27 protein-coding genes are annotated in these 25277 nt (G+C 47.6%); 9 read left to right on the plus strand and 18 right to left on the minus strand.

What is annotated here, in order from left to right:
- Window positions 1-7 precede the first annotated feature (7 nt).
- The 3 genes from ACLBLI_RS09410 to ACLBLI_RS09420 are packed head-to-tail and all read left to right on the plus strand — an operon-like array spanning window position 8 to window position 2155.
- Window positions 8-736 (plus strand): stress protein, encoded by a 729-nt coding sequence (locus ACLBLI_RS09410; RefSeq protein WP_414830818.1) that lies wholly within the window; start codon window positions 8-10, stop codon window positions 734-736.
- Window positions 729-1520: a glucosaminidase domain-containing protein gene (locus tag ACLBLI_RS09415; RefSeq protein ID WP_414830819.1), complete on the plus strand. Its 792-nt coding sequence runs from the start codon at window positions 729-731 to the stop codon at window positions 1518-1520. Before ACLBLI_RS09410 ends, ACLBLI_RS09415 begins: the two co-directional genes overlap by 8 nt.
- The gene (locus tag ACLBLI_RS09420) at window positions 1517-2155 is read left to right on the plus strand and encodes a DUF2987 domain-containing protein (RefSeq protein ID WP_414830820.1); all 639 of its coding nucleotides are present in this window, start codon (window positions 1517-1519) and stop codon (window positions 2153-2155) included. The genes ACLBLI_RS09415 and ACLBLI_RS09420 overlap by 4 nt, the downstream gene beginning before the upstream one ends.
- A gap of 100 nt (window positions 2156-2255) precedes the next feature.
- Here ACLBLI_RS09420 and rssA read toward each other — a convergent pair whose 3' ends face one another.
- The 12 genes from rssA to ccoN all read right to left on the minus strand — a co-directional run bounded on the left by rssA (window position 2256) and on the right by ccoN (window position 13016).
- Window positions 2256-3158 (minus strand): patatin-like phospholipase RssA, encoded by a 903-nt coding sequence (rssA, locus tag ACLBLI_RS09425; protein WP_414830821.1) that lies wholly within the window; start codon window positions 3156-3158, stop codon window positions 2256-2258.
- A complete protein-coding gene (gene ttcA, locus ACLBLI_RS09430) occupies window positions 3155-4105 on the minus strand; it encodes a tRNA 2-thiocytidine(32) synthetase TtcA (RefSeq protein WP_414830822.1) in 951 nt (316 codons plus the stop codon). Before ttcA ends, rssA begins: the two co-directional genes overlap by 4 nt.
- Window positions 4106-4193: 88 nt before the next feature.
- Complete coding sequence (gene uspE, locus ACLBLI_RS09435; RefSeq protein ID WP_414830823.1) at window positions 4194-5114, minus strand: universal stress protein UspE; 921 nt, start codon at window positions 5112-5114, stop codon at window positions 4194-4196.
- 114 nt (window positions 5115-5228) lie between these two features.
- Window positions 5229-5963 (minus strand): fumarate/nitrate reduction transcriptional regulator Fnr, encoded by a 735-nt coding sequence (gene fnr / locus ACLBLI_RS09440; RefSeq protein WP_414830824.1) that lies wholly within the window; start codon window positions 5961-5963, stop codon window positions 5229-5231.
- Between the two features lie 34 nt (window positions 5964-5997).
- Entirely contained in the window at window positions 5998-6666 is a 669-nt protein-coding gene (locus ACLBLI_RS09445; RefSeq protein WP_414830825.1) for a sulfite exporter TauE/SafE family protein, read from the minus strand.
- Window positions 6653-6853 (minus strand): cbb3-type cytochrome oxidase assembly protein CcoS, encoded by a 201-nt coding sequence (gene ccoS / locus ACLBLI_RS09450; protein WP_414830826.1) that lies wholly within the window; start codon window positions 6851-6853, stop codon window positions 6653-6655. Before ccoS ends, ACLBLI_RS09445 begins: the two co-directional genes overlap by 14 nt.
- A 9-nt stretch (window positions 6854-6862) precedes the next feature.
- Entirely contained in the window at window positions 6863-9238 is a 2376-nt protein-coding gene (locus ACLBLI_RS09455; RefSeq protein ID WP_414830827.1) for a heavy metal translocating P-type ATPase, read from the minus strand.
- A gap of 1 nt (window position 9239) precedes the next feature.
- On the minus strand, window positions 9240-9719 hold the full coding sequence (locus ACLBLI_RS09460; RefSeq protein ID WP_414830828.1) for a FixH family protein: 480 nt from the start codon (window positions 9717-9719) through the stop codon (window positions 9240-9242).
- 114 nt (window positions 9720-9833) lie between these two features.
- A complete protein-coding gene (ccoP, locus tag ACLBLI_RS09465) occupies window positions 9834-10784 on the minus strand; it encodes a cytochrome-c oxidase, cbb3-type subunit III (protein WP_414830829.1) in 951 nt (316 codons plus the stop codon).
- A 17-nt stretch (window positions 10785-10801) separates the two neighbouring features.
- Entirely contained in the window at window positions 10802-10963 is a 162-nt protein-coding gene (locus ACLBLI_RS09470) for a cbb3-type cytochrome oxidase subunit 3 (RefSeq protein ID WP_414830830.1), read from the minus strand.
- 2 nt (window positions 10964-10965) lie between these two features.
- Complete coding sequence (ccoO, locus tag ACLBLI_RS09475) at window positions 10966-11571, minus strand: cytochrome-c oxidase, cbb3-type subunit II (RefSeq protein WP_414830831.1); 606 nt, start codon at window positions 11569-11571, stop codon at window positions 10966-10968.
- An 11-nt stretch (window positions 11572-11582) separates the two neighbouring features.
- The gene (ccoN, locus tag ACLBLI_RS09480; RefSeq protein WP_414830832.1) at window positions 11583-13016 is read right to left on the minus strand and encodes a cytochrome-c oxidase, cbb3-type subunit I; all 1434 of its coding nucleotides are present in this window, start codon (window positions 13014-13016) and stop codon (window positions 11583-11585) included.
- 230 nt (window positions 13017-13246) lie between these two features.
- Here ccoN and ACLBLI_RS09485 point away from each other — a divergent pair, with 230 nt between their 5' ends.
- Entirely contained in the window at window positions 13247-13711 is a 465-nt protein-coding gene (locus ACLBLI_RS09485; RefSeq protein ID WP_414830833.1) for a hypothetical protein, read from the plus strand.
- 10 nt (window positions 13712-13721) lie between these two features.
- Here the strand turns inward: ACLBLI_RS09485 and bfr (ACLBLI_RS09490) are convergent, their stop codons facing one another.
- The 4 genes from bfr (ACLBLI_RS09490) to ACLBLI_RS09505 form a co-directional block, all read right to left on the minus strand.
- Window positions 13722-14189, minus strand: a complete 468-nt coding sequence (bfr, locus tag ACLBLI_RS09490) for a bacterioferritin (RefSeq protein WP_414830834.1) — start codon at window positions 14187-14189, stop codon at window positions 13722-13724.
- Window positions 14186-14665 carry a bacterioferritin gene (bfr, locus tag ACLBLI_RS09495; protein ID WP_414830835.1) on the minus strand — a complete coding sequence of 160 codons (480 nt, stop codon included), beginning with the start codon at window positions 14663-14665 and terminating at the stop codon, window positions 14186-14188. Before bfr (ACLBLI_RS09495) ends, bfr (ACLBLI_RS09490) begins: the two co-directional genes overlap by 4 nt.
- Before the next feature lie 151 nt (window positions 14666-14816).
- Window positions 14817-16397, minus strand: a complete 1581-nt coding sequence (locus tag ACLBLI_RS09500) for a cation:proton antiporter (protein ID WP_414830836.1) — start codon at window positions 16395-16397, stop codon at window positions 14817-14819.
- A 341-nt stretch (window positions 16398-16738) separates the two neighbouring features.
- Window positions 16739-17731: an alpha/beta fold hydrolase gene (locus ACLBLI_RS09505; protein ID WP_414830837.1), complete on the minus strand. Its 993-nt coding sequence runs from the start codon at window positions 17729-17731 to the stop codon at window positions 16739-16741.
- A gap of 360 nt (window positions 17732-18091) precedes the next feature.
- Between ACLBLI_RS09505 and ACLBLI_RS09510 the strand changes: the two genes are divergently transcribed.
- Complete coding sequence (locus ACLBLI_RS09510) at window positions 18092-19723, plus strand: FMN-binding glutamate synthase family protein (protein WP_414830838.1); 1632 nt, start codon at window positions 18092-18094, stop codon at window positions 19721-19723.
- Window positions 19724-19783: 60 nt separating this feature from the next.
- Here the strand turns inward: ACLBLI_RS09510 and ACLBLI_RS09515 are convergent, their stop codons facing one another.
- Window positions 19784-20257 (minus strand): c-type cytochrome, encoded by a 474-nt coding sequence (locus ACLBLI_RS09515; RefSeq protein WP_414830839.1) that lies wholly within the window; start codon window positions 20255-20257, stop codon window positions 19784-19786.
- Between the two features lie 158 nt (window positions 20258-20415).
- On the opposite strand from ACLBLI_RS09515, the gene ACLBLI_RS09520 reads away from it, so the two are divergent.
- Window positions 20416-20838, plus strand: coding sequence for a universal stress protein (locus ACLBLI_RS09520; RefSeq protein WP_414830840.1), 423 nt, complete (start codon window positions 20416-20418; stop codon window positions 20836-20838).
- A 30-nt stretch (window positions 20839-20868) separates the two neighbouring features.
- On the opposite strand, the gene ACLBLI_RS09525 is transcribed toward ACLBLI_RS09520, so the two are convergent.
- Window positions 20869-22107, minus strand: coding sequence for a Zn-dependent hydrolase (locus ACLBLI_RS09525; protein WP_414830841.1), 1239 nt, complete (start codon window positions 22105-22107; stop codon window positions 20869-20871).
- A 167-nt stretch (window positions 22108-22274) separates the two neighbouring features.
- Here ACLBLI_RS09525 and ACLBLI_RS09530 point away from each other — a divergent pair, with 167 nt between their 5' ends.
- The 3 genes from ACLBLI_RS09530 to ACLBLI_RS09540 all read left to right on the plus strand — a co-directional run bounded on the left by ACLBLI_RS09530 (window position 22275) and on the right by ACLBLI_RS09540 (window position 25273).
- Complete coding sequence (locus ACLBLI_RS09530; RefSeq protein ID WP_414830842.1) at window positions 22275-22676, plus strand: hypothetical protein; 402 nt, start codon at window positions 22275-22277, stop codon at window positions 22674-22676.
- Window positions 22669-24087, plus strand: coding sequence for a sodium:solute symporter family transporter (locus ACLBLI_RS09535; RefSeq protein WP_414830843.1), 1419 nt, complete (start codon window positions 22669-22671; stop codon window positions 24085-24087). Before ACLBLI_RS09530 ends, ACLBLI_RS09535 begins: the two co-directional genes overlap by 8 nt.
- A gap of 112 nt (window positions 24088-24199) precedes the next feature.
- Window positions 24200-25273, plus strand: a complete 1074-nt coding sequence (locus ACLBLI_RS09540; RefSeq protein WP_414830844.1) for an aspartate/ornithine carbamoyltransferase family protein — start codon at window positions 24200-24202, stop codon at window positions 25271-25273.
- The last annotated feature ends 4 nt before the right edge of the window (window positions 25274-25277 follow it).

Raw genomic sequence — 25277 nt, forward strand, 5'->3', positions numbered from 1 at the left:
AGCAAGCGTGGAGCAGTTTCCAAAACCACCGTCCGACCAGTCCGAAAAATCTGACTCTCTTCAGCATACGCTGGACGGGAAGTATCAGTTTGACATCAAGCAAGTGTTTTTGCGTGCTAATGATTTGGTCAAAAAGCACTTTTCCTCACTGGTACAGGCATGTGTACTGATATTTCTGGCGCTTGTTATTATGGCGCTCGTTATGCAAAGCATACAGGAAACGTTTCAGGCACTGTTTCAAATTGCTGTAGTCCTTGTTATTGCGCCACTGCAGACCGGATTATATATGATGGGAGTGAGTGCTGCCCGCGGTCAACATGTGCGAGTTTTCGACTTATTTAAATACTTACCGGTTACCATCGTACTGGCGCTTACACATTTAATAACTATCATCCTTACTCAGCTTGGTACCGTATTATTTATTATTCCCGGTATCTATATGGTAGTAGCCTCCACATTTGCGTTGATACTGGTGGCTGACAGGCAACTAACAGCTGTCAGTGCCATTATCTTGTCTTGTCGAATTGTTAATCGCTACTTCTGGAAAATGCTGCTATTACTTGCCATATTTCTGGTATTGATACTGGTAAGTATCCTTACCTTTGGGTTTGGTCTGATTTGGGTGATGCCTCTGTATTTCTGCGCTATTGGCGTGTTATACGAAGGCATGGTAGGACAGTCCGGTTCTGAATTACAAGAACAGGACATTAGCGGAGAGTCGACTTTCGATGCATAAGAGAGAAACAGTTAAAATTGTTTTAATCACGATTGGCGTTCTCGCCGTTATCGTTATCAATGCGTGGATCCTGGCAAGTCGTGAACCTGATATTCTGCAGGTACCTGAAACTCAGGAAGCAAAGAAACCGGTGCCAGATTTTGGTTCTATTGATGATGTAACCGAGAAAAAAGCGGCATTTTTCAGTTATCTGAGGCCAGAAGTAGAGAAGCAAAATGCCTACTTGCTCTCGCTACGCCACTATTTACAAACTGTACTTCGTGAGGTCATGGCGGGTGAGGATATTGATGAAGAAGACTTGGAGCGCGTGAACTGGTTGAGTGACGAATACCGGGTCGATGATGCCAAGTCTTTGAAGTCCAGGATCCTCTCTCTTCTGGAGCGTGTCGATATTCTTCCGGTTGAACTGGTTCTCGCGCAAGCAGCCAATGAGTCTGCCTGGGGAACCAGCCGCTTTGCCCAGAAAGGCTACAATTTTTTCGGATTGTGGTGCTTTCGTAAAGGCTGTGGTTTTGTCCCCTCGCGCCGAAATGAGGATGCCAACCATGAGGTAGCCAGGTTCGATAATCTTTCCCGTGCAACTTATACCTACATGCGCAACCTCAATCGACACGATGCTTACGAAGAGCTACGCCGGATCCGAAGTCGGCTGCGTGCCAATCAGATCCCTATTAACGGGGTGGCACTGGCGGAAGGGTTGATGAATTACTCCGAACGTGGTGCAGCGTATGTTGAAGAATTGCAGAATATGATCAGATTTAACGAGGAGTATTTAGCGGAATGAAAAAGTTAATGGCTCTGGCATTCGCTGTAATGGCCTGCCAGCCAGTGCTGGCAGACATTATTGATGTCGAGTATAGCCGTTTTTACAGCCACGTCAGAAAGCTGGGAAGTGACGACACGCAGGCATTGCAGTTTGCTTTTGGCTTTCTGCGTGTTGGGGAAGGGCGCTTGTGTGACATTAACACGGCGACTATTGTCACTGACAAACAGAACCTGCCTCTCGAGGTTTCTTCTGAGAATCGCTTTACGGTACCCGCTGATAAGGTGCTGAAGATGGCAGAAGCTTTTGTCCGTATCGATCTTGCTGAACGTGCCAATGTGTGTGATATGTCAGTGCAACTGGAGACAAAGCCGGAATACGTAAAAACCGAATACACTGCTGAAGAACTGGCGACGTTGCTTGACAATTACCGTGCATTTTTCAACGAAATGGGCAGCTTTTTATCTTTTATGATGCCCAGTGTAGAAGGATTAATGATCCACTTTGAGGATGATGAACTGGATTCTCTTATCAAAGACGCACCTGCCATCAACAATGGCATGTTAATGCTGGATATGGACTGGCTTGAAAAAGGAAAGGGTATAACGCTACCTGAGAAGCCGTTGAGAGTGACTGCGATAGCCTCTAAAAGCTAACAGGCTTGAAGGTTATTTCATATGGTAAAAAGCCTGTATGTGTCTCCACATACAGGCTTTTCTCATTAACGTAACTACGCTTTCGCGATTAGGAGCAGGGCTAAGGCCCTTCAATTACTAACTGATAACGGATCTGTTCGGCCAGTCGGTTAACGGTTTCTTCCCCCCGTTTGCACATCTCGCCAGCCCGGTGAAACTCCATCAGACCAACATCAGTTAGTTGGGGCTCAATAAGCACATCCGGCGGATCGCCAGCTAACCTTGATCGGGTAACTCTGGCCTGTAAAATCTCAAGCGAGCTACTCATAATACTTAATATACCCGGCGGGTTGGCCTTGTTTGGTTTGGTTTCTGGCGAAAACCACTGTCGTACAACGTTCTGACTCTTGGTGAAAAAATCATCCGTTTTACGCTGAATTTCCTCATGCTCAATTTTCGCCTTTTCCAGTCGCTGTGGGCGAAAATCTGCATTCAGGTTTACCGCAATGACAAAGTCTGCTCCTAACTGCCTGCATAAGTTGACCGGAACCGGGTTCACGACGGCACCATCAACCAGCCAGCGATCTTCATATGCTATCGGACTGAACAACGCCGGTATCGCGCAGGAGGCCTGTACGGATTCTCCAAGCGCTCCACTACTAAAAACGACTTCACGACCTGAGTACAGGTCTGTCGCGACCACGGCGAATGGCTTTTCCATTTCTTCAAAGGTCTCGACACAAAATTCACTGGCCAGTTTATCAAACACTTTTTGGCCACTGGCGAGGCCTCCCCGACGGATCCCAACCCCCATCAGCGATAATACTTGCCACTCGGTTAAAGACGTAGCCCATTCTCGCAAAGGCTCCAGCCTGCCGCTGGCGTACGCAGCGCCTACATAAGCGCCAATGGAGCTCCCCGCCACGATATCAATCTTAACGCCCAGCTTTTCCAGTGCCTGAATAATACCAATATGCGCCCAGCCCCTTGCAGCACCGGCGCCCAGTGCAATACCTACTTTCATCTTTGATGATCCATTACATTAATGATTTGCACACTTTCATTGTCGTCATCTGTATCAGATGTTGCCGTAAATGTAGGAGAATCAAAACCTATATCACCGTCAGTCACCGGTGCATTCGTGGTTTGAATATTTTTAAAATCATAAAGCGTGTTGTCAACCAGGTGAGACGGCGTGACGTTTTGCATGGCTTTGAACATCGACTCAATGCGCCCCGGAAAGCGACGGTTCCAGTCCTGAAGCATTGCCTTAATATTCTGCCTTTGAAGGTTTTCTTGTGAACCACAAAGGTTGCATGGAATTATCGGAAATTCCACTGCATCAGAATATTTCTGGATATCCTTCTCGTTACAGTACGCCAGTGGACGGATGACAATATGCTCGCCATTATCACTTACCAGCTTGGGTGGCATCGATTTTAACTTTCCACCGTGGAACATGTTCAGAAACAGCGTTTCCAGCATATCGTCCCGATGATGCCCTAATGCAATCTTGGTCGCACCCAGCTCTTTCGCCGTGCGATAAAGTATGCCCCTGCGTAATCTTGAGCAAAGCGAACAGGTGGTTTTTCCTTCAGGAATTTTATCCTTTACGATGGAATAGGTATCTTCCTCAACAATTTGGTAGTCAACGCCCAGTTGCTTAAGGTATTCGGGCAGGATGTGTTCTGGAAACCCCGGTTGCTTTTGGTCAAGATTTACCGCTACGATATCAAAGTGGATAGGCGCAATCTTTTTTAAAAACAGTAAGATATCTAACATAGTGTAGCTGTCTTTACCACCAGACAGGCACACCATGACTTTATCCTTATCTTCTATCATGCCAAAGTCTGCAATGGCCTTGCCTACGTTTCTGCGTAAACGCTTTTGCAGCTTATTGAAACTGTATTTTTGTTTACTTTTTACCGACTCAGTGGCGACAGATGCCGAAGACGTTGTGGATATACTCATGGGAAATGCTTTGCTTACTGCTAAAAGCGCTATTATAACGAAGGCATAGGGCATTCGTCACGCCACACACCAGGGTATTTTATGCGTATCACCTGATTGGGCTTTGAAATCCGTCGGGCTTAATGGCCAAGACATCGCAGTCGAGTTCGTCAATAACATGCTCTGCGGTATTACCAATTAACGCTGCCGAGAGACCCACGCGCCCTACAGTGCCAATGATGACCAGTTCTGCATCAATCTCCTTTGCTATATGAGGGACAACTTTTTCAGGCATGCCTTCCTCGACATGGCAGTTGGCAGAAGCAATATTATGGCGTTTGGCGTGGTGATGCATTTCTTCCAGATGATGATTTCTAACCGAATGATTGTAACTGTCGGGATCAAATTCTGGCACTTCAATAGCAATATTTAAGGGCGTGCCTGGATAACTGTTTACCAGATGCACATTACCGCTTAGCAGGTTGGCATAGTCACTGGCAATGGTAGTGAGTTTGTCGTTTAACTGCGCGTGTTCACGATCTTCTGTCCCCACATTCACCGCGGCAATGATGTTACCGTTCACCGGCCAGTCATGCGCTTTTACCAGCAACACCGGCGATGGACATTTACGGAGCAGGTGCCAGTCGGTAGGAGTGAAAATGACAGAGGCAAGGTCATCATGCTTTTTGGTGGCTTTTACCACCAAATCTACGTCATTGTTGATAGTGTGATGGATGATCGCTTCATAAGCCCGGTTATTCCATTCGACGACAACGTCAACACCGCTTTGTCCCTGTGTTTTCAGGTTTGCAGCCAACCAGGCTGAACGATCTTTGGTAACTGCGTCACGCATCGCTTCCCGTTCGTCCGGGCTTAGCATGGTCGTCATGTCATAGGAGAAGTCGTAAACAACTAGCATTGCCGTCACGGCGGCACCCGTTCTATCGGCGATTTCAAGCGCACGGGATAGAGCAGGTTGGGTGTCTCTGTCAGGTTCGATGACGGCAAGAATGTGATTGTAATTAATCATGTCCTACTCCATTTCAGTGCACAAACTAAAAAAGGCGTCTGTATAATAAGAGCGCCCTTTAAGTGTATACCTTGTCTGGAAATTTGTGGTTGTTTTAGATCAACTGCGTTCGAGTTAAAGCGGCTGAGAAGGGACAACAGTAGCATGAAGCCTGGTGTCGATAGCCTCAAAATCAAGGATCGTAATTAGTTTACCCTCTACTTTAATAAGCGCTTCTTTCTGGAAACGAGTAAGCAACCGGCTGATAGTTTCCACTGTCAGGCCTAAGTAATTACCAATTTCATTTCTCGTCATGCTCAGATTAAACTGCCTTGGCGAGAAACCCCGCTCCTCAAAACGCCTTGAAAGGTGCGCGATAAAATATAACAAACGTTCCTCAGCCGTGCGCTTGTTAAGCAGCATCATCATGTCGTGATCCTGTTTAATTTCCGCACTCATGAAACTCATGATCTGATGGCGCAATTTGGGAAACTTCATCGACATTTCATCAAGGGTGTCATAAGGGAGTTCGCACACCATCGCCGTTTCCAGTGCCTGGGTATAGCTCTGATGCATGTGTTCACGCAATGCATCAAACCCAATAATATCTCCGGGAAAGTGGAAGCCAATAATTTGTTCTTCGCCATCGGCATCAGACACAAATGACTTAAAAGAGCCAGTTCTGACGGCGTATAAAGACGTAAACTTATCGCCGGAGGCAACCAGTTTGTCGGTCTTCTGAAGCGGCTTTTTACGCTCGATAATGTCATCCAGAGATTCAATTTCTGTCTTGTTCAACGCTACCGGCAGGCATAAATGACTGAAGCTACAATTTTGGCAGTGAATTGAAAACTGACTGTTTTTACTCATAGTGGCGTTGTTTTTCCATTAACCAAGCGCAGTCCTAGTTGATACTACTGATTGCCTTATAAATCAAGAAAACTGCATATATTAACAGGCCAGATGCGATGAGCTGCCGCAGAACAGGATGTCTGAAGCCTTCAAGTAGCCATTGTACACCGTAGCTGGCAACAAGTAAGGTGGGGAGTGTGCCCAAACCAAATGCCAGCATGATAGTCGCCCCATTCAGAGCTGAACCTGATGCAAGTGACCAGGTGAGTGTTGAGTAAACAAGACCGCAGGGTAACCATCCCCATATAACCCCGTAAGGAAATGCCGAGAACACGGAATGAAACGGTAAGAAGCGTTTGGAAACTGGCTGAATGCGCTTCCACACGTGCTGGCCTGCTGCTTCAACATGCCGTAATCCGTGCCACCACTGACCCAGATAAGCAGCAAGGGCAGCCAGCATCAGCCCGCTGAATAAGGCCAGCACCGGTCCAAGCACGGGAAGTAGTGACGCTGACATCTGACCCAACGCGCCGGTAATAGCGCCGGCCACCGTGTAGCTGAATATTCGACCAGCGTTATAACTTAATGTAAAGGGTAGGGGGTTGCGATCTTTCGGCGTGACAACACGCAGGGCGCTGATAACACCGCCGCACATGCCTATGCAGTGAACGCCACCGGCGATACCAATTAAAAAGGCGCTGAAAACATCAATCCCGTTCATCAAGAATTTTCTTACGATCTTCGGCGAGTTTTTTCTCTTCAGGTGGTAAATCGTCATCAAACAAAATGTTGTATCCCTGTCTATCCAGATCTTCAAACTGGTTAGATTTTACCGCCCAAAAAAACACAACAATGGCAATGGCTACAATTAATATAGCTACTGGGATAAGTACATAAATTATACTCATAGAACGCTCCTATTTAAGTAGCCGCGTTGAGTTTGTTACCACAATGATACTACTTAAAGACATGCCAACCACTGCCATCCAGGGTGAAAGCAGACCACTCACCGCAAAGGGTAATATGAGGATATTATACCCTATTGCCCATCCCATATTCTGAATAATCTTACGCCGGGTGCGTTCAGACAACGCGAAAAGGGTAGTGAGTGATAGCAACTTATCGCCAAGCAAAATGATATCGGCCGCGGTTCGGGCCACGTCGGTAGCGCCGCCCACTGCAACTGAGACATCTGCACTGGCCAGCACAGGCGCATCATTGATGCCATCACCCAGCATCATCACCTTGTAACCCTGTTGCTGGAGCGTTTGAACATGTTTGTATTTCTTTTCAGGAGAGCATCCCCCCAATGCCTCATCCAGTGGCAATGATTTTGTCAGTGTATCAACGTTGGATTGTGTATCCCCACTTAACAGAATTAACTTCCTGGGTGCCAGTAACTGCAAGGTTTCAGCAGCGTCATTTCTTAACGTATCAGAAACCTGAAACGCAGCAATTACCGCGTCATCAGTGAAAAGGTAAACATTCGCATCAATATCGATACCCTCAAGCGAGTGGGGGCAGAACTGCTTAGAGCCAATGTAGTAGCGGGTGCCGCTAATTGTTCCTGACAGACCTGCACCGACGGTCACCTCAACCGATTCAACCGGTTTTACGTCACTTCTCTGGAAAGCCACAGCAATAGGATGTTCAGAACGCGATTCCAGCGTCGCGGCTACTTTCAGGTTGTGGTCGATATCTTCCTGGTGTGAGTGCCATTGACTGACGATGGCGAATTCACCGTAGGTAAGTGTGCCGGTTTTATCTAAGGCGACGATATCTACTGCATTTAACTGCTCCAGGGCATCTGCCCGCTTTAACAAAATACCGTGGCGATTTAAATTCGCCATGGCACACGTCAATGCTGACGGTGTGGCCAGGCCAAGAGCACATGGACAGGTGGCCACGAGTACAGCAATCGTTATCCAGAAGGCGTCGGGATTGTCGTTACTATACCAATACAAAAAAGTAGCTGCAGATACGAGCAACACAGCCACCACAAAATAGCGGGAAAACTGGTCTGCCAGCTGTGCAACGCGAGGCTTTAGTGCCATAGCTTCTGTCTGCAGACGTATAATCTGATTAACCAGTGCGTGTTTGAGCGTTTTAGTGACTCTGACTGTAATGGTACCGGCCTGATTGACTGTGCCACCAAAAACCTGGTCGCCAAGACGTTTTTTAACAGGATCAAACTCACCGGATAGCATCGATTCATCGATGTTGGAATGGCCTTCCGTAATCACGCCATCAATCGGCACTGTTTCCCCTGGCTTAACAATCACCTGATCATCGACGTTCAGTTGTTTTGCGAGACAGGACACCAGTTCGCCATTGGCCTTAATCCGGGTTGCAGATACCGGCACGAACTGTGTCATATTTGCGGAAATTTCTGCAGCGCGATGTCGACTGCGATGCTCAAGAAAGCGGCTTAGCAGCAGCAGGAAGATAAACATACAGATGGATTCGAAATACACTTCGCCGGTTTCCAGCAACGTGGCCTTTATACCCGCGATATAGGTGCCGAATACCGCAAGCGTAACAGGAACGTCCATATTTACAGTACGGGCTGAGAGTGCTTTAAGCGCGCCAAGATAAAATACACTTCCCGAATACAGCACGACAGGTGTGGTCAGCACCAGTGAGACCCAATAGAAGTACTGCTTTGTTTCCTCCTCAATATTTCCGAACAAATCGAAATACAGTCCGGCCATCAGCATCATGACCTGCATGGTCATCAGTCCTGCCAGCCCGAGCTTTTTCAGGAAGGATTTGTCTTCTTTTTTGTAGGATGCTTCATGTTGGTCTGGCTGAAAAGGCATCGCGGTGTAGCCAATTCTCTTCAATGCTGTCAGAACCTGACTCAGCGACAGACGCTGTTGATCCCACGTGACAACACCACGACGTGCCTGCACATTGACGGCAATTTTCTCGATACCATCGACCTTGGCCAATTGTTTCTCGATGAGCCAACCACAGGCCGCACAGGTTATCCCTTCAAGAGTTAACTGAATTTGCTTGTGCTTGCCCTGCTCAAATACAAATTCTTCCTGCAATGACGGGTCGTCATATACCGATAGTGTATCCAGTACACTGTTTAGATCACTGTCGCCCTGAACGGCAGGTTCAGTCCGAAACTGATAATAATCTTCCAGGCCATTGTCGACGATGGCCTGCGAGACCGCCTGGCAGCCTGGACAGCACAACTTTCTCGGCTCTCCGAGTATGACGGTTACGTAGGGGTGCTTAGGATCGTTAGCTTGCCCACAATGGTAGCAAGAGGTGTCGTTTGTCATATCAGGGATTAAACTTAATCACACCTGACCAGGGCAGAGTAACCGTCTGCTGAATTTTCCAGGCTTCATCAATAGGTGTAAGCGTAATTTGCCATTTACCATCCAGGGGAGACTCAACATATCCACGATAAACACCTCTTGCATCACGACTCAGCAACACAGAGGTATCCCGGTCTTGCAGGGTAGTGTGGTAAAACGCGAGTTTTAACGCCTGGCCCTCTTTGGGGATCCCAGAGTGGAATTGTACGGTTACTGCCCCGTCTTCAATGGTCAAATCGGTTGTAATATTCCGGCGCTTTGCCTCCTCAATTTTACCGAGGCGGGCATTAATGGCTTTGCCTTCTTTGTAATAATCATCAACAACAAGGCTGTCGGTGGTATTGGTTGCCAGATTCAGCAGAACCATTCCCATAATGAAAGTAATTACCGGTATGGCAATCAGAAACCAGGGCCAGAATTGTTTGTACCAAGGGGTATTCATGAATAGCTTACTCTACTTCTGCAAGACAAAAATTTTGAAAAACACGTAACAGCTGATTGTATTTTCTCATAAAAAAAGCCCCGTAGTAACGAGGCTTTTTCGAGGTTTTGTTACTTAGTTAGATAAGCTGTAAACGTAGGTAGCAACAACGTGAATTTTATCTTCACCCAATGTTTTCTTGAATGAAGGCATAACACCGTTTCGGCCGTAGGTCAGCGTCTCGGTTACCGCACGCTGACTGCCTCCGTATAACCAGATATTATCGGTGAGGTTAGGGGCACCCAGTGCCTGATTCCCTTTACCATCCGCACCATGACATGCAGCACAAGCCGCAAAGCGAGGCTTGCCAGCTTCCTTCAGATCCTGATCTACATCGCGACCACTCAGGCTAAGCACATACGCAACAACTTCTTCAATACCTTGTTCGCCCATCGCATCAAGCCATGCCGGCATAGCTGCCTGACGACCCATGATCAATGTTTCTTTGATCTTGGCAGGTGAGCCACCATATAACCAGTCGTCATCGGTGAGGTTAGGAAAGCCGCCGTTTTGACCTCGCGCGTCAGAGCCGTGACACTGTGAACAATTTTGCAGAAACAAACGTTGTCCAACTTTAATTGCTTCAGGATCGTTAGCGAGTTCTTCAATTGGAACCTGCGCGTAGGCTTCGAAAATCGGATCGAATTTTTCGGCCGCCACATCCAGTTCACGGTCGTATTGAACCAGCAAGCCTTTTTCTGCAGCGTCTTCACGTGCCTGACGAGACTCTTCCAGCGACTGGATATTCTGATTCGAACTCTTCCAACCCCAAAGGCCCTGCCAGGAACCTAAACCAGGGTACAGTGCCAGATAAATCAGGCCCCATACAATGGTGATGTAAAACATAATGGTCCACCACTTAGGCAGAGGGTTGTTGATCTCCTCAATGCCGTCAAACTCGTGGCCCATCGATTCACCTTCCGCGACACCTGTCTCATTGCTAAGACACCAGCGCAACAGGAAGTAGCACCCAATGATTGACCCAAGGGTAATCACTGAAATCCAAATTGTCCAAAACATACTCATGAGTTCAAGACTCCTGCTTAATCTTTTCGTGATTCTTCTTTTTCTTCATCTGCAAAAGGCAGATTAGCCGCTTCGTCAAAACGTTTTTTATTGCGGCTACTGAATGCCCACCAGACTATGCCGATAAAGCAGACGAAGACGATGACAGTAAATATGCTGCCTATAATTCCCTGGTCCATAACTATTGCAGATGTGTGCCGAGAGATTGAAGGTAAGCAATCAGGGCCTGCATTTCTGTTTTACCCTGTACTGCCGCTTTTGCGCCGGCGATGTCTTCGTCGGTGTAGGGAACGCCAAAGCCACGGAATACTTCCATTTTCTCTGCCGTCAACTCGCCCGTGAGCGTATTTTCTTCAAGCCATGGGAAACCCGGCATGTTCGACTCAGGAACAACATCACGAGGATTACGCAGGTGAACGCGATGCCACTCATCACTATAACGACCACCAACACGCGCCAGATCAGGGCCTGTACGCTTAGAGCCCCACAGGAAAGGATGCTCCCATACAGATTCACCGGCGACGGAATAGTGTCCATATCGTTCAGTTTCAGCGCGGAAAGGGCGAATCATCTGACTGTGGCAGCCAACACACCCTTCACGAATATAGATGTCACGACCTTCCAGTTCCAGTGCAGTGTAAGGTCGCAGGTCCTTGACCGGCTCCATCACTTGTTGCTGGAACATAAGCGGCGTAATTTGCACCATCGCACCGAAACTAATGGCAATAAGAATAAGAACCGTCAGCAGGCCAACGTTCTTTTCAATTAACTCATGTGGATTTTTCATGCTACGACTCCTTACGCTGGCTGTGTTGCTGGATCAGCCGCGATGCTGCCTTTCGGCGCGCGCACGGTTTTGTAGGTGTTATAAGCCATAACCAGCATGCCGGCTACAACAAACAGACCACCAATGAAACGAACCACATAGAACGGCTTAGATGCTTCCAGCGATTCAACAAAGCTGTAAGTCAGTGTGCCGTCTGCGTTTACTGCGCGCCACATCAGGCCTTGCAGAACACCAGACATCCACATTGCTACGATATAAAGTACGACACCGATAGTGGCTAACCAGAAATGTACGTTAACCAGGCTGGTGCTATACATCGCACGTTGACCAAATAGGATAGGGATCAGGTGGTATATAGAGCCGATAGATACCATAGCAACCCAACCCAGCGCACCGGAATGCACGTGACCAATGGTCCAGTCCGTGTAGTGAGACAGGGCATTTACCGTTTTGATCGCCATCATCGGGCCTTCGAAGGTAGACATACCGTAGAAGGAAAGTGAAACAATCAGGAAACGAAGAACGGGATCCGTTCGCAGTTTATGCCAAGCACCAGAGAGTGTCATGATACCGTTGATCATGCCGCCCCAGGAGGGCACAAACAGAATTATCGACATCACCATACCTAGTGACTGAGTCCAGTCTGGCAACGCTGTGTAATGAAGGTGATGCGGACCTGCCCAGATGTATAGCGAAATCAATGCCCAGAAGTGAACAATGGATAGGCGATACGAATAGACCGGGCGTCCAGCCTGCTTCGGCACAAAGTAGTACATCATGCCCAAAAAGCCTGCTGTCAGGAAGAAACCAACCGCGTTGTGGCCATACCACCACTGCATCATGGCGTCTACCGCGCCAGCATACAGAGAATAAGACTTAGTGAAAGAAACCGGAATTGCCATACTGTTACCAATATGCAGAACCGCAACAGTCAGCATAAAGGCACCGAGGAACCAGTTGGCTACGTAAATGTGGGATACTTTACGAATGACCAGAGTTCCGAAGAAATTGATAATGTAAGCGATCCAAACCAACGCAATAAGAATATCGATTGGCCACTCCAGTTCAGCGTACTCTTTACTTGATGTTAACCCCATAGGCAACGTTATCGCTGCAAGTACGATTACCAGCTGCCAGCCCCAGAATGTGAAGCTTGCCAGTTTGTCACTGAAAAGACGTACCTGACAGGTGCGCTGAACAATATAGTAGGATGTTGCGAAAAGCGCACAGCCGCCAAAGGCAAAAATTACGGCATTGGTGTGCAACGGACGCAAACGGGAAAAAGTTAACCAGGGGGTATCAAAGTTAAGCATAGGGGCGAATAATTGCGCAGCAATAAACACGCCGATGCCCATACCAACGATTCCCCAAATGATGGTCATGATGGTAAATTGCCTAACTACTTTATAATTGTAGTCAGGTTGTGCTTGGCTTATTTCACTCATTTCAATGAATCTTCCACTTCAAATGAACAATGGGTCTCCAACTGCCGAAAGGATACGGTTCCTGCGAGGTTGCGGGCTTCACATCATGCCTGGAAAAAGTAATAATTATTGTCTCCAAGCCAGTTGGTACGCGGATGATAAAGTTTTTATATACAAAAAGATACCATAAACTCGCCGCGCTTGATCTTGGTCAATAATTACTACTGATTGCTAACAAAATGGTTAATTTGGTGAACATTAAAATAACAAAAATATTACAAAAAGTGCTCGGGCCTATAATTATCATTATACTTGCTGGTGCGGTTTATTTTGCACAAAAACAACTCGATTCGCCGAATGAAAACGAAGCTCCCCTTAACGGTCTAGGCAATCAATGTGAGTTTGTCAATTTACGGTGTCACTTTACGCTTGATGGTCAACGGGCTTCCGCTACATTTGCAGAAAAGCCCGTAACCGAAGAATCAGTGACTGTTCTGCTGCACCTTCCTGCCGAAATGGAAATACAGAGTGTATGGATAGAGGGCGACAATATGTACATGGGGAAAATTCCGGTGTTACCGGATCAGATTCGCCCTGGCGAATGGGAAGGGTGGTTTATGCTTGGCAGTTGCAGTGAGCCAGTGATGCGATGGAAAATGCTGGTAAATATAAAAGGCCGGACTGCGCCGACCTTACTGTACTTTACCACTTCCTGATACCACAGATTTACATCTGAGATTGCAAGTAGTTTGGTAACCCCAACAATTTAATCAGGTTTAGTTGCTGTTCCAGCCAGTGGGCATGATCCATTTCGGTATCATCAAGCAACACGATGAGCATATCGCGGGTAACATAGTCTTTTTCCTGCTCACACAACGCAATGACCTCGCGTAACTTTGCATCAACTTCATATTCAACCCGCAAATCACTTTCCAGCATTTCAGGTACGTCTTTACCCACCTTAAAACCGGTACGTTGCGTCATATCTGGTGTGCCTTCCAGGAACAGCATACGCTCAATAAGCTTAGTGGCGTGCCCACGCTCGTCGTCGAACTCATGATCGATGCGCTCATATAACTTATTGAGCCCCCAATCCAGATACATTTGGGAGTGAATAAAGTACTGATCCATTGCTGCCAGCTCGTAAGCGAGTAGGGCATTGAGACCGCTTATTACATTCTTATTACCTTTCATTCATCATCTCCCATGACCTGCGCCTGCAGATAATTTTCAATCCCCATGTTGTCGATCTGGTATTCCTGCGTTTCTAACCAGTCCAGATGCTCTTCTTCATATTCCAGAATATCTTCCAGGAGATCGCGACTCACATAGTCCTGTTTTTCTTCACACAGCGCTATCGCTTCGCGCAGCAGAGGTAACTGTTCGTTCTGGAATTTCATATCGCAGGCCAGCATCTCCTGCGTGTCTTCACCAATATATAACTTGCCCAGTGCCTGCAGGTTAGGCAGGCCTTCTAAAAACAGAATGCGCTCGATAATGTCATCGGCTTGCTTCATGTCTTTAATCGACTTCTTGTAGTTTTTTTCATTCAGCTCTTCCAGGCCCCAGTTTTTAAACATTCTGGCGTGAAGGAAGTACTGATTTATTGAGGTCAGTTCACTGGTAAGCACATCGTTAAGCTTGGCAACGACCTGTTTATTGCCTTTCATAAACTATCCTGTGATTGAATGATGCGAGAAGTATAGTAGCGATCATTAAAAAGGTCAAAATATTAAGTAAAAACAAAGACATACAAATGTGAATAGTTCTTACTTCATCCTTTGTTTGTATTTGTAGATGCTAATAGAGTTATATACGAATTCAAGTTGCCGAAGGCTCACCTTCCACAAAGGCAAGACTCTCTTCCGCGAACCCCAAGCCGGCTTCGGTGAAAAAGTTAAACACCTTATCTACGCCACGGGAAAGGAGATAGTCCACTTCATCTTCATATCGGGCTATGGCAGCAATTTTCCCTGTATATCCGGCATTCTTAAGCTGATTACTGATATTTATCGCATCTTCAATAGAAGGCAGAGCAAGCAAGATCAGCCGTACATTTTCAATATTCAGGTTGTCCCATAGGTCAACATCTTCACCATCCCCCACAATGACATTCATACCCTCGCTTTTAAGACGGTTTATTTTCACGCGGTCTGCGTCCATGCCCCATACTTTTGAGTCGACAAGTCGGGAAAGTGACTGAAATGCGCCAAGACCAACCCGGCCCATCCCCACTACCAGAAATTCCGCGTCATCAATATGAGGGTAAATGTCTGCTTTTAGTCGGTTTGGTCTCTCAAACTTTTTAATTTCCGCTTTGATACGGTGATACTGAGAGTGCGAAGTGCGATACAGAATACTGGTAATTACAAAAGAAATTGATACCGCCAGCGCTATGACTACCAGCCAGTCTTCAGCCAACAGCCCCAATGTTACTGACAAGGCGCCGACAATCAGTCCAAATTCACTGAAATTGCTCATTACCAGACTAGTCAGATAGGAGGTCCGTGCCCGCAGTCGCAGTTGCGTCAGAATGCCAAAGAACAACAGCGCTTTGAGTGGCAATAACAAACAAAACAGCAACGCGAGGATAATCATTTGTGTATCGGGTAGCGCAGTAAGCCCGATGCTAAGAAAAAATCCTATCAGGAACAGATCCTTAAAACTCATTAAGGATTTTGCCAGTTCCGTCGCTTTCGCGTGCCGCGCCATGAGTATTCCGAAAATGAGAGCACCAAGGTCGCCTTTAATATTTACCAGTTCAAACACGTGGTAGCCACCCAGTGCGAGAATGAAGCCGGTAAGTGGCAGCAATTCGCCGTGGCCGGACTTGTTCAACACCTTGTAGAAAACCGGAACCAGCGGCGGAATCGTAAGTAAGCCAAATGCCCAAACCGTTGGCAGTTTTCCTGTAGCGGCAACCAAAAAGATGACCGCAAACACGTCCTGCATAACCAGGATCCCAATCGCCAGCCTGCCATGTCGGGTTTTACTCTCGCCACTTTCTTCCAGCACCTTTACAACACAAACCGTGCTTGAAAAACTCAATGCGAATGCAATTAATGCGGCACTTTGCCAGTCAATCATCGTGGTGGTGGATGCAACTATGGCAGCAACCCCATATAAAGCGCCTGAAACAACGGCAATCCAGATAAGCGTATGCGACACACTGCCAGCCCACACTTCCCGGCGGCTGAGATCTTTCAGGTTCAGCTTCAGGCCGATGGTAAACAGCATAATGGTAATGCCAAGGTCGGCGATACTTTGTAGTGCCGGGTTTGATTCAAACCCAATTACATTCAGCACAAAACCGGCTACCAGATAGCCGACCAGAGGAGGGATCCCGACAAGTTTTACGGCCAGGCCACAGATAAAAGCGAAAAGCAGAAATGCGAATTCCATAATCGCGTAAAGTCCTGTTTATTAATACGTATTGCCAGCGAACCAAAATGAAAAATCGTCATTTACCAGGTCCGCGTGTTTCCGATGAGGCGATATTTCGTGAACGAAAATTAGCGCATAATCAGTGAAACTACTTCTAAATGAATACGTTAAGGATGCGTCAGACGAAGGCATATGTAAATGCGTTATCGCGTTTAATAGCAATGATTTGTTGCACTCAACGAAATACCATATGCGATTACAATGACAGAATCCTTGCGTTACAGCATGAATATACGTGCATTTTTAGTTTGGCTCTGTTTACGGCTTTCAGTCTCTGTGGATCGCTTGTGTACATACATTCATGGTAATTGTTTGTAAAAGTCTTCCACACGTGCAGGCATTTTTACCGGATGGTATGCCCCCGCTTTTTCGTAAAAATGATTAAGAATGTGAAATAGCCTGGCCGGAGATTCAATACTCACGTAGTGACCGGTATCACTCATTACCGAGCAATAGACAGAAAGTGCCCGACACCAGGCTTCTGCCGCAGAGATATCCACCAGCGAATCCTGTCTTCCCCAGCATAGCTGAACGGGTATATCCAGATTGCCGACATGTGGAATAAGCCGACTTTTATCTTGCCAGTAAATAGAGAAGAGCGCCTGTATCCTGGTTCTCTGTAATGTAAAGTGTTGTGCCATCGCATCTTTTATTACGCCTGGATAGCGGGGCGGGCGAAAGGTAGCCATCGCATAAAGCGCGTAAAAATCCTCTTTAGACTGGGTAAAGAAAGGGTTTCGCGTTTGCGAAATCTGTTTGTCAAAAAGACTTTTCTTACTGCCAGACTGACTCATAGGGGCAATTAAGGTAAGAGAAGCCACCGCACGCTGTTGTTCTCTGGCGAGAATATACCCAATATCTGCCCCCATACCCTGACCAATAATGTGCGCTTGAGAATAGCCCATTTGCCAGATAAGCGCGCCGAGTCTCTGAACCTGCGCTGTCAGTGAGAAATCCCAAAGTGGGTCGTAGCCAGTTTCTCCGAACCCTGGCAAATCCGGAACGACAACATGAAACTTGTCACTAAATTTACTTGCCAGCGGTAACCACATGGTTTTATCTGCCGGAAAATCATGTACCAGAATGAGGAGTTGCCGGGTGTCATGAATTGGCTGACTCTCGTTCTCCAGCACAACGATTGGGATCCCATTTACCCGGTAACTTCGTTCGCGAAAACCACTTTTCATCATTCGCCATTGCTGAAGACCACGATACAACCAGACACCGGTTTTCGGGTAGGTGTAATAATATGTAGCGACGAGCAACAGAAGAAATCCGAGAATGATGTCCATGAAGTGCCTTAATTAAACGTTTTTATCGATTAAAAGATTGGAATTTGAGCGCTGCGCAGTTATGCGTAACCTCGGCAAAGGGTAAAGTCGCTTTATATCAGAAGCTTAACACTTGATATGCTCAGGTTGATATTTTCGCAAATAACGACAACGCTGACGCGGATTGTATGATCAATAACCTATTTTGGTGTTTCCAGGCAAGTCCATAGCGTCATTATTGGGGAAAATACGCGGTGTCGGCACACTGCATTATTCCAATTATTCCATTGGAATAATTGGGTCGTTAACATTAACCAGTTGATCTGCAACGACAGGTAAACCATATTGGTCTAGCAATTCATCTGGCGCGACGGAGTGCTTATGCGTTTTCAAATCCTTTTCGTGTTAACCATAGCGTTAGCCGTTAATATCGCACTTGGTTTTATCTGGGCGCCGGCATGGTGGTTTATCCTCCTGACTGCCACGTTACTTGGCTTTGCTGTTTTTGACTCATTGCAACGCCAGCACGCTATTTTACGAAACTTCCCTCTCATCGGCAGAATGCGGTGGACTATTGAAGGTCTGCGTCCTTATATCCAGCAATATTTAATTGAACCTGACACGGGTGGCGCGCCCATTTCAAGAATGTTCCGCTCTATTGTTTACCAGCGTGCCAAAAATAGCCGCGAAACCGTGCCTTTCGGAACCCAGTTGGACACATATTCAGACGGCTACGAGTGGATTGGTCATTCTCTCTCAGCCATGCAGGTTGAGGAGATGGATGAAGATCCTCGTGTGACAATCGGCGGTCCTGCCTGCAAAAAGCCCTACGATGCCAGCTTATTGAATATTTCTGCAATGAGTTTCGGCAGCTTATCGAAAAACGCCATTCTTGCGTTAAATAAGGGAGCGAAAGAGGGCGGGTTTTATCACAATACCGGGGAGGGCGGCTTAACACCTTATCACCTTGAGCATGGCGGCGATATCGTCTGGCAAATCGGTACTGGATATTTTGGCTGTCGCAGCAACGACGGTGGATTCGATAGAGCGAAGTTTAAGGAGAAAGCCCGCCTTGATGCAGTGAAGATGATTGAAATAAAGCTTTCACAGGGCGCGAAGCCTGGTCATGGAGGAATTTTGCCCGCTTATAAAAACACTCCGGAGATTGCTAAAATTCGGGGCGTCCAGCCCCATACTCAGGTTGATTCTCCACCGCGGCACAGCGCCTTCTCAACGCCGCTGGAAATGATGGATTTTATCAGTGAACTGAGAGAGCTAAGTGGTGGCAAGCCTATTGGTATTAAACTGGCATTGGGCCGTAAGAGTGAGTTCATCGCTATTTGTAAAGCCATGCATAAGACCGGCATTATGCCTGACTTTATTACCGTTGACGGCGGTGAGGGTGGAACCGGAGCCGCGCCACTCGAATACACCAATTCTATAGGTTTTCCGTTAAGAGAGGCGCTGGCCTTTGTAGATGACTGTCTTATTGGATTCGATTTGCGTCAGCACATCAAATTAATTGCGTCCGGTAAGATCATTACCGCATTTCAACTGGTTAAAAACCTCAGTCTGGGAGCGGATTTGTGTAACAGCGCCAGAGGCATGATGCTGGCACTTGGGTGTGTTCAGTCGTTGTCGTGTAACACCAACCGTTGTCCCACCGGCGTCGCGACGCAGGATCCAAAACTTGCAAGGGGACTAAATGTTGAAGATAAGTACGTCAGGGTGCAGCGGTTTCATCAGAAAACGATTTTAGCGTTAATGGATATTTTATCGTCGACCGGCCATCGTTCACCTGCAGATTTAAATCGTACACACATATTCAGGCGTGTCGATCAGAGCTGCGTTCAGCGTTATGACGAAGTATTTCCGCTGATTAAACGTGGTAGCCTGCTACAGGATAATGTGCCAGATGCCTACAAGCTACATGTTAAAGAAGCGAGCGCAGAAAGCTTTATGCCTGCCAGTTTACTGGCTGACATAGAAGAGGAAACAAAGGCCGTATCGTAAAACTGTCCGGCCATACACGCCATCATTACGGGATTGTATGGCCAGATGACTGTATACGCCTCATTCATTCTTTTTTTCAGGAACTCTCAATTCATACAGACGGTATTCAGAGGTGCGATAGGGGGTCACTTTATACTTTGGCTGTAGAAACGAGACAATATCTATCAAATCGGCGACGGTCAGTACGTCATTCATATTACGCATCCGGCTTTCACCGTTCTCGCTGGTGATACTTACCGGGTAGCGGCGGGTTAATTTATGAGAGGGATTAATAACACTGGTGACCAGTTCACCATAGGTAGTAACGCGACCGCTACTGCCACCAAGCTGCACAGCATTTGGTATCAGATATTCGTGGTTTTCAGGTACCTTGATGCCGTCCACTTTGTGGCAATCGGTACAGCGATACTCACTGAATAACACTTTTCCCTTTTCCGGATCTCCATCTGGCAGGCTGAATCCCCTGGGCGAATCAGGGCCAAATCCGCACGCACTCAGCGCTAACACAGCGCCAGTCAACAACATTTTTCTCATTGCCGCGTCTCCTTATGTAAATCCATACCGTTACTTATAGCAGCACGCACATGTATTGCTACTGTTATTGATGGAAATATTGACCAGGGTCAAATGGTCACAAGTAATTTTTTTCTATACTTGACCACAATACCGCGCCATATCGCTGGAGAGAAAAAATGAATGACTACGAATGTATTCTGGTAGCCGTGGATGTATATTCTGATTACGTGCCTGTCGTAAAACGTGCCGTCAACCTTTCAGGCAGTATCCAAAAGTTACATTTACTCTATGTTACTTATCCGCAAACAAACTTCGAACCTTACGGACTTTTTCTTGAGCGTGATTACTCTCAGGACATTCGTGAGCAGGCGACAAAATCGTTAAGGGACATCGCGCACCGTCATAACATTCCCTCCACGCATGTTCATGTTTCAATAGGCTCTCCGGCAGAAGAAATTCATTTTATGGCGGATAAAATTTCTGCCGATTTAATAGTCATAGGCACCCACGGTCAAAGTGGTGTGAAACTGCTTCTTGGTTCCACTGCAAACGCGGTATTGCATGGCGTGAAAACAGATGTACTGGCGGTACGTGTGTAGTACCGCTGCGGGTTAATGAGCATTTCAGCCCTAACGGGCGAGTTTTACCAGACTGTTTAGCAGCACATTCGCACCTTTCTCGATGTCTTGCCAGTGAGTCCATTCATCTGGAGCATGACTGATTCCGTTGATGCTTGGCACAAATATCATGCCCGCGTCGGTGACTTTTGCCATATGCTGGGCATCGTGTCCTGCACCGCTTGGCATGTGCTCATAAGGGTAACCCAGCGCTTTGGTCTGCGCCGCAATCAGCGAAATAATGTCATCGGACATAGGCTGAGGCTCCAGCCAGCTCATTTGTTCAAATTCAAACATCAAATTGTGTTTACGGGCTATCGCCGAGAGAACTTTACGGCAGCTGTCAGCCAGCGACCGCATTACCTCGCCGTCGACATCACGTCCCACCAGGGTAAACTCCACTTCACCCGGCACCGTGTGCGCGTGGCCTGGTTTCAAATCGACTTTGCCCACGGTAAGCCGGCTTTTCTCTGAGCCTTCTTCAGCAATGATCCGCGGGATCTCGTTGGCAAAGTTAGCCAGCCCCATAAAAGCATCACTTCGCATATTCATCGGTGCAGTACCCGCGTGATTCGATTTACCAATCAGTCTGACAATCCACTTGTATACACCTGAAATGGACTCGACAACACCTATGGGCTTTTTCAGAGTATCAAGCACTGGCCCCTGTTCAATATGCAGTTCGATATAGCTTTTAAAGTAACCGGGGTCGACTCTGGCTTCCAGCGCGCCCATCGGGTCCAGGCCACAAGATGCCATCTCATCTTTTAGCATGACGCCATTCACGTCTTTTGCCGTCATCAGCCAGTCAGGGGTCAGTTCACCGATGAGTGCCTGAACGCCCATCATACCGCCAAAGCGTCCTTCCTCTTCAGCAAATGCGTAAACTTCCAGTGGGGTAGAGAGGGTAATATCGTTGTCGCGCAGCACGCGTAATACTTCCAATCCTGCCAGCACGCCCAGCGTTCCGTCAAACATGCCGCCGCTTATTACCGTGTCGATATGCGAGCCGGTGGCAACGACCTGATGAGGCCGCGCTTTGTCGCGCCGACCAACAACGTTGCCGGCCGGGTCAATTTCCGCCCAAAACCCTTCGTGTTCAAAACGTTCACATAGCCATTTTCGGGCAAGGTTATCTTTTTCTGTAAACCCAAGACGCGTAACGCCTTTCGTTTCTTTGTCGTAACCAATTTCAAATAGTGAGAGCAGGTCAGCCTTGAGCCTTTCGAGATTTATCGAGAGAGTAGACATAGAAAAAGCACCTTTGCGTACGCGAATGATTACACCAGTTTTTACAACTACTGATGTCGATTAGTTCATCACCCTAGAATGACTTTGATTATAGTGCAAATTATTAGTAGGCTAGAATTGCACTGGAGAAAAGGACACCCATGTTCTCGCTAAACAAGTGGCAAACTATGTCACGACTAGCAGCGTTGCTACTGACAACTTGCCTGATGTCACTGGCAGCGACAGCCTTCGCTGCGACCGCGGCGGAAAATGAACGGCAAAGCCGGGACGGCACCGTGGAGGTGTCATGGGAACCCGGGTATGCCCAATACGATACTCTGCTAATACAGTCAGCACGAGGGGAGTCTGTCGCACAATATCCGGTAGTCGACGGTCAAAACTGGGTAATTACCGGCATGGAGGATGGCCAGTACCAGTTTATCCTCACCGCATCATCGACAACCCACACACTGTTCACTCTTGATGTAACCCATTATTCGCTGTCCGGGGCTTTCAGCCTGTTTATTGCCGGGCTGTTGATGTTCCTTTATCTAGTTTTCACCCTGATAAAAGGAGAACGTGGTGACTGACTTTATGCTTGCCAGAGACACTGCGTTGTGGATTTTAGTGGCGTTTGGACTGGCCTGGGTAGCGTGGGGCTGGTATCTGGGCAGAAATAACCGCACCATCGAAGATTACGCTCTGGCTGGCAGAAATGTCGGGTTTGCGATGGCGACGGCCACTGCGATGGCGACGTGGATCACCAGTAACACCACTTTAGTGGCTCCGCAGTTAACGTACCAGTTTGGGGTGTGGGGGATGCTGGGTTACAGCATGGCTGCATTGGGACTAATTTTGTTTGCGCCACTTGCACAGCGTATCAGGACGTTACTGCCCGATGGCTTTACCAGTGGTGATTTTATCTATCGCCGTTATGGCCGGTTTGCCTGGGCATTGTTCATTATTATCTCATTGTGCTACGCCTTCGGATGGCTGGTCAGCCTTGGCATGGCTGGCGGGCTGCTGTTGTCATCGCTAAGTGATTTAAGCTACCTCACAGGCATGACCGCCATTTTGGTGATTTGTGTTGGCTATACGTTACTGGGCGGACTTAAAGCCGTCATCGCCACCGATTTTGTACAAAGCATTGTGATCATCACCGGTGTAGTGATCGTGGCCTGGGTGTGCATTGATACAGTGGGTTTTGAAACCATGCATACCACGCTCACCGAGCAGCAGCCTGCGTTGCTGGATTTGCTGTTTCCTGCCGCCATCATGTTCTTCTTTAATAATGTGTTTTTCGGCATAGGCGAAATATTCCATTCCAATGTGTGGTGGTCCCGCGCCTTCGCTTTTGCTCCTGGTATTGGTAAGCGTTCGTATCTGGCGGCTGGTCTGCTGTGGATGCCAATCCCCATTGTTACCGGCTTTGTGGCGCTGGCAGCCAGTTCACTGAATCTTATTCCGCCAAGCGCGGATATGGTTGGTCCCATGGTAGCCGCAAAACTACTCGGTAGTATTGGTGCGGTGTTCATTTTCGTTATCGTATTTTCCGCCCTGGCTTCAAGCATGGACTCACTTCTTGCTGCCACTTCTGATCTTCTCACGCAGGATATCGTTAAAAAGCTTCTTATGCCGGATTCCGGTTCCGATACGCTGTTGAAAGTGAATCGCTACATCGTTATCGGCCTGGGAGTAGGCACCTGGTGTATTGCCGCATTTAAGCTTGCCACGCTGGGCGCGTTACTGAATTTCACCGGTGCCTTCGTCGCATCCACAATCTGGCCGATTGTCTATGGTTTGTATCAGCCGAAGCTGACCGGAAAGTGGGCAGGGATCGCGATGTTTGCAGGTACATTGAGTGGCCTGGTGGGGTATTTTGCCATTGGCTTTTATGTTGCCGCCATAATCTCCTGTGGCGTCTCGCTGGTGTGTTGCCGCATTGGCATCTGGCAGAGTAAGGAAATGTTTCATTGGCATAAACTGGAGGAGAAAGGATGACAATTAGCGAGTCTGCGCTGACGATTCTGGTTTATGTCTGTTTATTCGCAAGCTGCATCAGTCCATTGCTGTTGTTGTACTGGCTGATTCGTGACTTCAAAGGTAAAAAATTATGGTGAAAGCAGAGTTGGAAGCTGTCGTAAAGTTCGAAAGAGAACGGCCCGACGTTTACGGTAATGCCCATCCCAAGTCTTTATTGCGTGCCATTCAGGAAGATGGTGACCATTTAGGAAAAATGAGCAATAAGCATATTTATTCTGCTGACCAATTCGACAGGGAGAGTTTGCTCCAGTTATTCAGGCTGGCAGCGAAATACGAAGCGAACCCGGATCGTTTCAGCACCTCGCTTCAGGGACAGATCCTGATATCTGCATTTTATGAGCCCAGTACCCGTACACGCCTATCGTTTGAAAGTGCCTGGCACCGCTTAGGTGGCGATATTATGTCGATTACCGACCGCTCTACCACCGGACTGGCAAAAGGCGAAAGCCTTGCGGATGTGGGGGAAATGTTCAATAACTACGGCGACTGTGTTGTATTACGCGACACCAACGCCAACTCCGTGCGCGACATGATGGGCGCGCTGCGTATTCCTATTATTAATGCGGGGAATGGTACTGATGAGCATCCTACGCAGGCGCTGGCAGACCTTTATACCATTTTAAAATGGAAGCCCGAATTGATCGCAGAGGGCTCTGAAACGCAAATTAATCTGTGCATTATCGGTTTGCCTTCCAAAATGCGTACAGTGAGAAGCCTGCTTAAATTGGTCGCGTTGTTTCCGGAGTGTTTCAGCCAGCTGACTATTGTCAACGATAAAAACCGTAGCGAGATGTTTGACAGCGGGCAACTGGAGCAACTGCAGGAAGCCGGCGTCAATGTGCATACCTCTGACTGTCTCGAGGATGTCCTGCCAGACGCAGATGTAGTGTATATCAACGCCATTGCGTGGGAAGGTAACTCGTTTAATCAATACGGTAATCAGTTTCATATCGATAGCACGTCGCCACTGAAAAAGGATGCCATCGTACTGCATCCGCTGGCACGGGGTGCTGAACTTTGTAAGAGTCTGGATAATACGCCGCATAACTGGTACTTCGCGCAGGCGAGGGGCGCCGTTTTTCTTCGTCAGGCGCTGTTAACCTGCCTTGTCAGACGCGTTGAGCGCGTACTGGATATCGTCTAATTCA

It is taken from the genome of Alteromonas sp. H39, assembly GCF_047556435.1.
GTDB lineage: Bacteria > Pseudomonadota > Gammaproteobacteria > Enterobacterales > Alteromonadaceae > Alteromonas.

Coding starts and splice junctions, on each gene's coding strand:
- ACLBLI_RS09510 (WP_414830838.1), top strand. CDS start 18,092: ATGCGTTTTCAAATCCTTTTCGTGTTAACCATAGCGTTAGCCGTTAAT.
- ACLBLI_RS09530 (WP_414830842.1), top strand. CDS start 22,275: ATGTCACGACTAGCAGCGTTGCTACTGACAACTTGCCTGATGTCACTG.
- ACLBLI_RS09500 (WP_414830836.1), bottom strand. CDS start 16,397: ATGGAATTCGCATTTCTGCTTTTCGCTTTTATCTGTGGCCTGGCCGTA.
- ccoO (WP_414830831.1), bottom strand. CDS start 11,571: ATGAAAAATCCACATGAGTTAATTGAAAAGAACGTTGGCCTGCTGACG.
- bfr (WP_414830834.1), bottom strand. CDS start 14,189: ATGAAAGGTAATAAGAATGTAATAAGCGGTCTCAATGCCCTACTCGCT.
- bfr (WP_414830835.1), bottom strand. CDS start 14,665: ATGAAAGGCAATAAACAGGTCGTTGCCAAGCTTAACGATGTGCTTACC.
- ACLBLI_RS09505 (WP_414830837.1), bottom strand. CDS start 17,731: ATGGACATCATTCTCGGATTTCTTCTGTTGCTCGTCGCTACATATTAT.
- fnr (WP_414830824.1), bottom strand. CDS start 5,963: ATGAGTAAAAACAGTCAGTTTTCAATTCACTGCCAAAATTGTAGCTTC.
- ACLBLI_RS09460 (WP_414830828.1), bottom strand. CDS start 9,719: ATGAATACCCCTTGGTACAAACAATTCTGGCCCTGGTTTCTGATTGCC.
- ttcA (WP_414830822.1), bottom strand. CDS start 4,105: ATGAGTATATCCACAACGTCTTCGGCATCTGTCGCCACTGAGTCGGTA.
- ccoS (WP_414830826.1), bottom strand. CDS start 6,853: ATGAGTATAATTTATGTACTTATCCCAGTAGCTATATTAATTGTAGCC.
- ACLBLI_RS09470 (WP_414830830.1), bottom strand. CDS start 10,963: ATGGACCAGGGAATTATAGGCAGCATATTTACTGTCATCGTCTTCGTC.
- ACLBLI_RS09445 (WP_414830825.1), bottom strand. CDS start 6,666: ATGAACGGGATTGATGTTTTCAGCGCCTTTTTAATTGGTATCGCCGGT.
- ACLBLI_RS09525 (WP_414830841.1), bottom strand. CDS start 22,107: ATGTCTACTCTCTCGATAAATCTCGAAAGGCTCAAGGCTGACCTGCTC.
- ccoN (WP_414830832.1), bottom strand. CDS start 13,016: ATGAGTGAAATAAGCCAAGCACAACCTGACTACAATTATAAAGTAGTT.
- uspE (WP_414830823.1), bottom strand. CDS start 5,114: ATGATTAATTACAATCACATTCTTGCCGTCATCGAACCTGACAGAGAC.
- ACLBLI_RS09540 (WP_414830844.1), top strand. CDS start 24,200: ATGGTGAAAGCAGAGTTGGAAGCTGTCGTAAAGTTCGAAAGAGAACGG.
- ACLBLI_RS09455 (WP_414830827.1), bottom strand. CDS start 9,238: ATGACAAACGACACCTCTTGCTACCATTGTGGGCAAGCTAACGATCCT.
- ACLBLI_RS09520 (WP_414830840.1), top strand. CDS start 20,416: ATGAATGACTACGAATGTATTCTGGTAGCCGTGGATGTATATTCTGAT.
- rssA (WP_414830821.1), bottom strand. CDS start 3,158: ATGAAAGTAGGTATTGCACTGGGCGCCGGTGCTGCAAGGGGCTGGGCG.
- ACLBLI_RS09420 (WP_414830820.1), top strand. CDS start 1,517: ATGAAAAAGTTAATGGCTCTGGCATTCGCTGTAATGGCCTGCCAGCCA.
- ACLBLI_RS09415 (WP_414830819.1), top strand. CDS start 729: ATGCATAAGAGAGAAACAGTTAAAATTGTTTTAATCACGATTGGCGTT.
- ACLBLI_RS09515 (WP_414830839.1), bottom strand. CDS start 20,257: ATGAGAAAAATGTTGTTGACTGGCGCTGTGTTAGCGCTGAGTGCGTGC.
- ccoP (WP_414830829.1), bottom strand. CDS start 10,784: ATGAGTATGTTTTGGACAATTTGGATTTCAGTGATTACCCTTGGGTCA.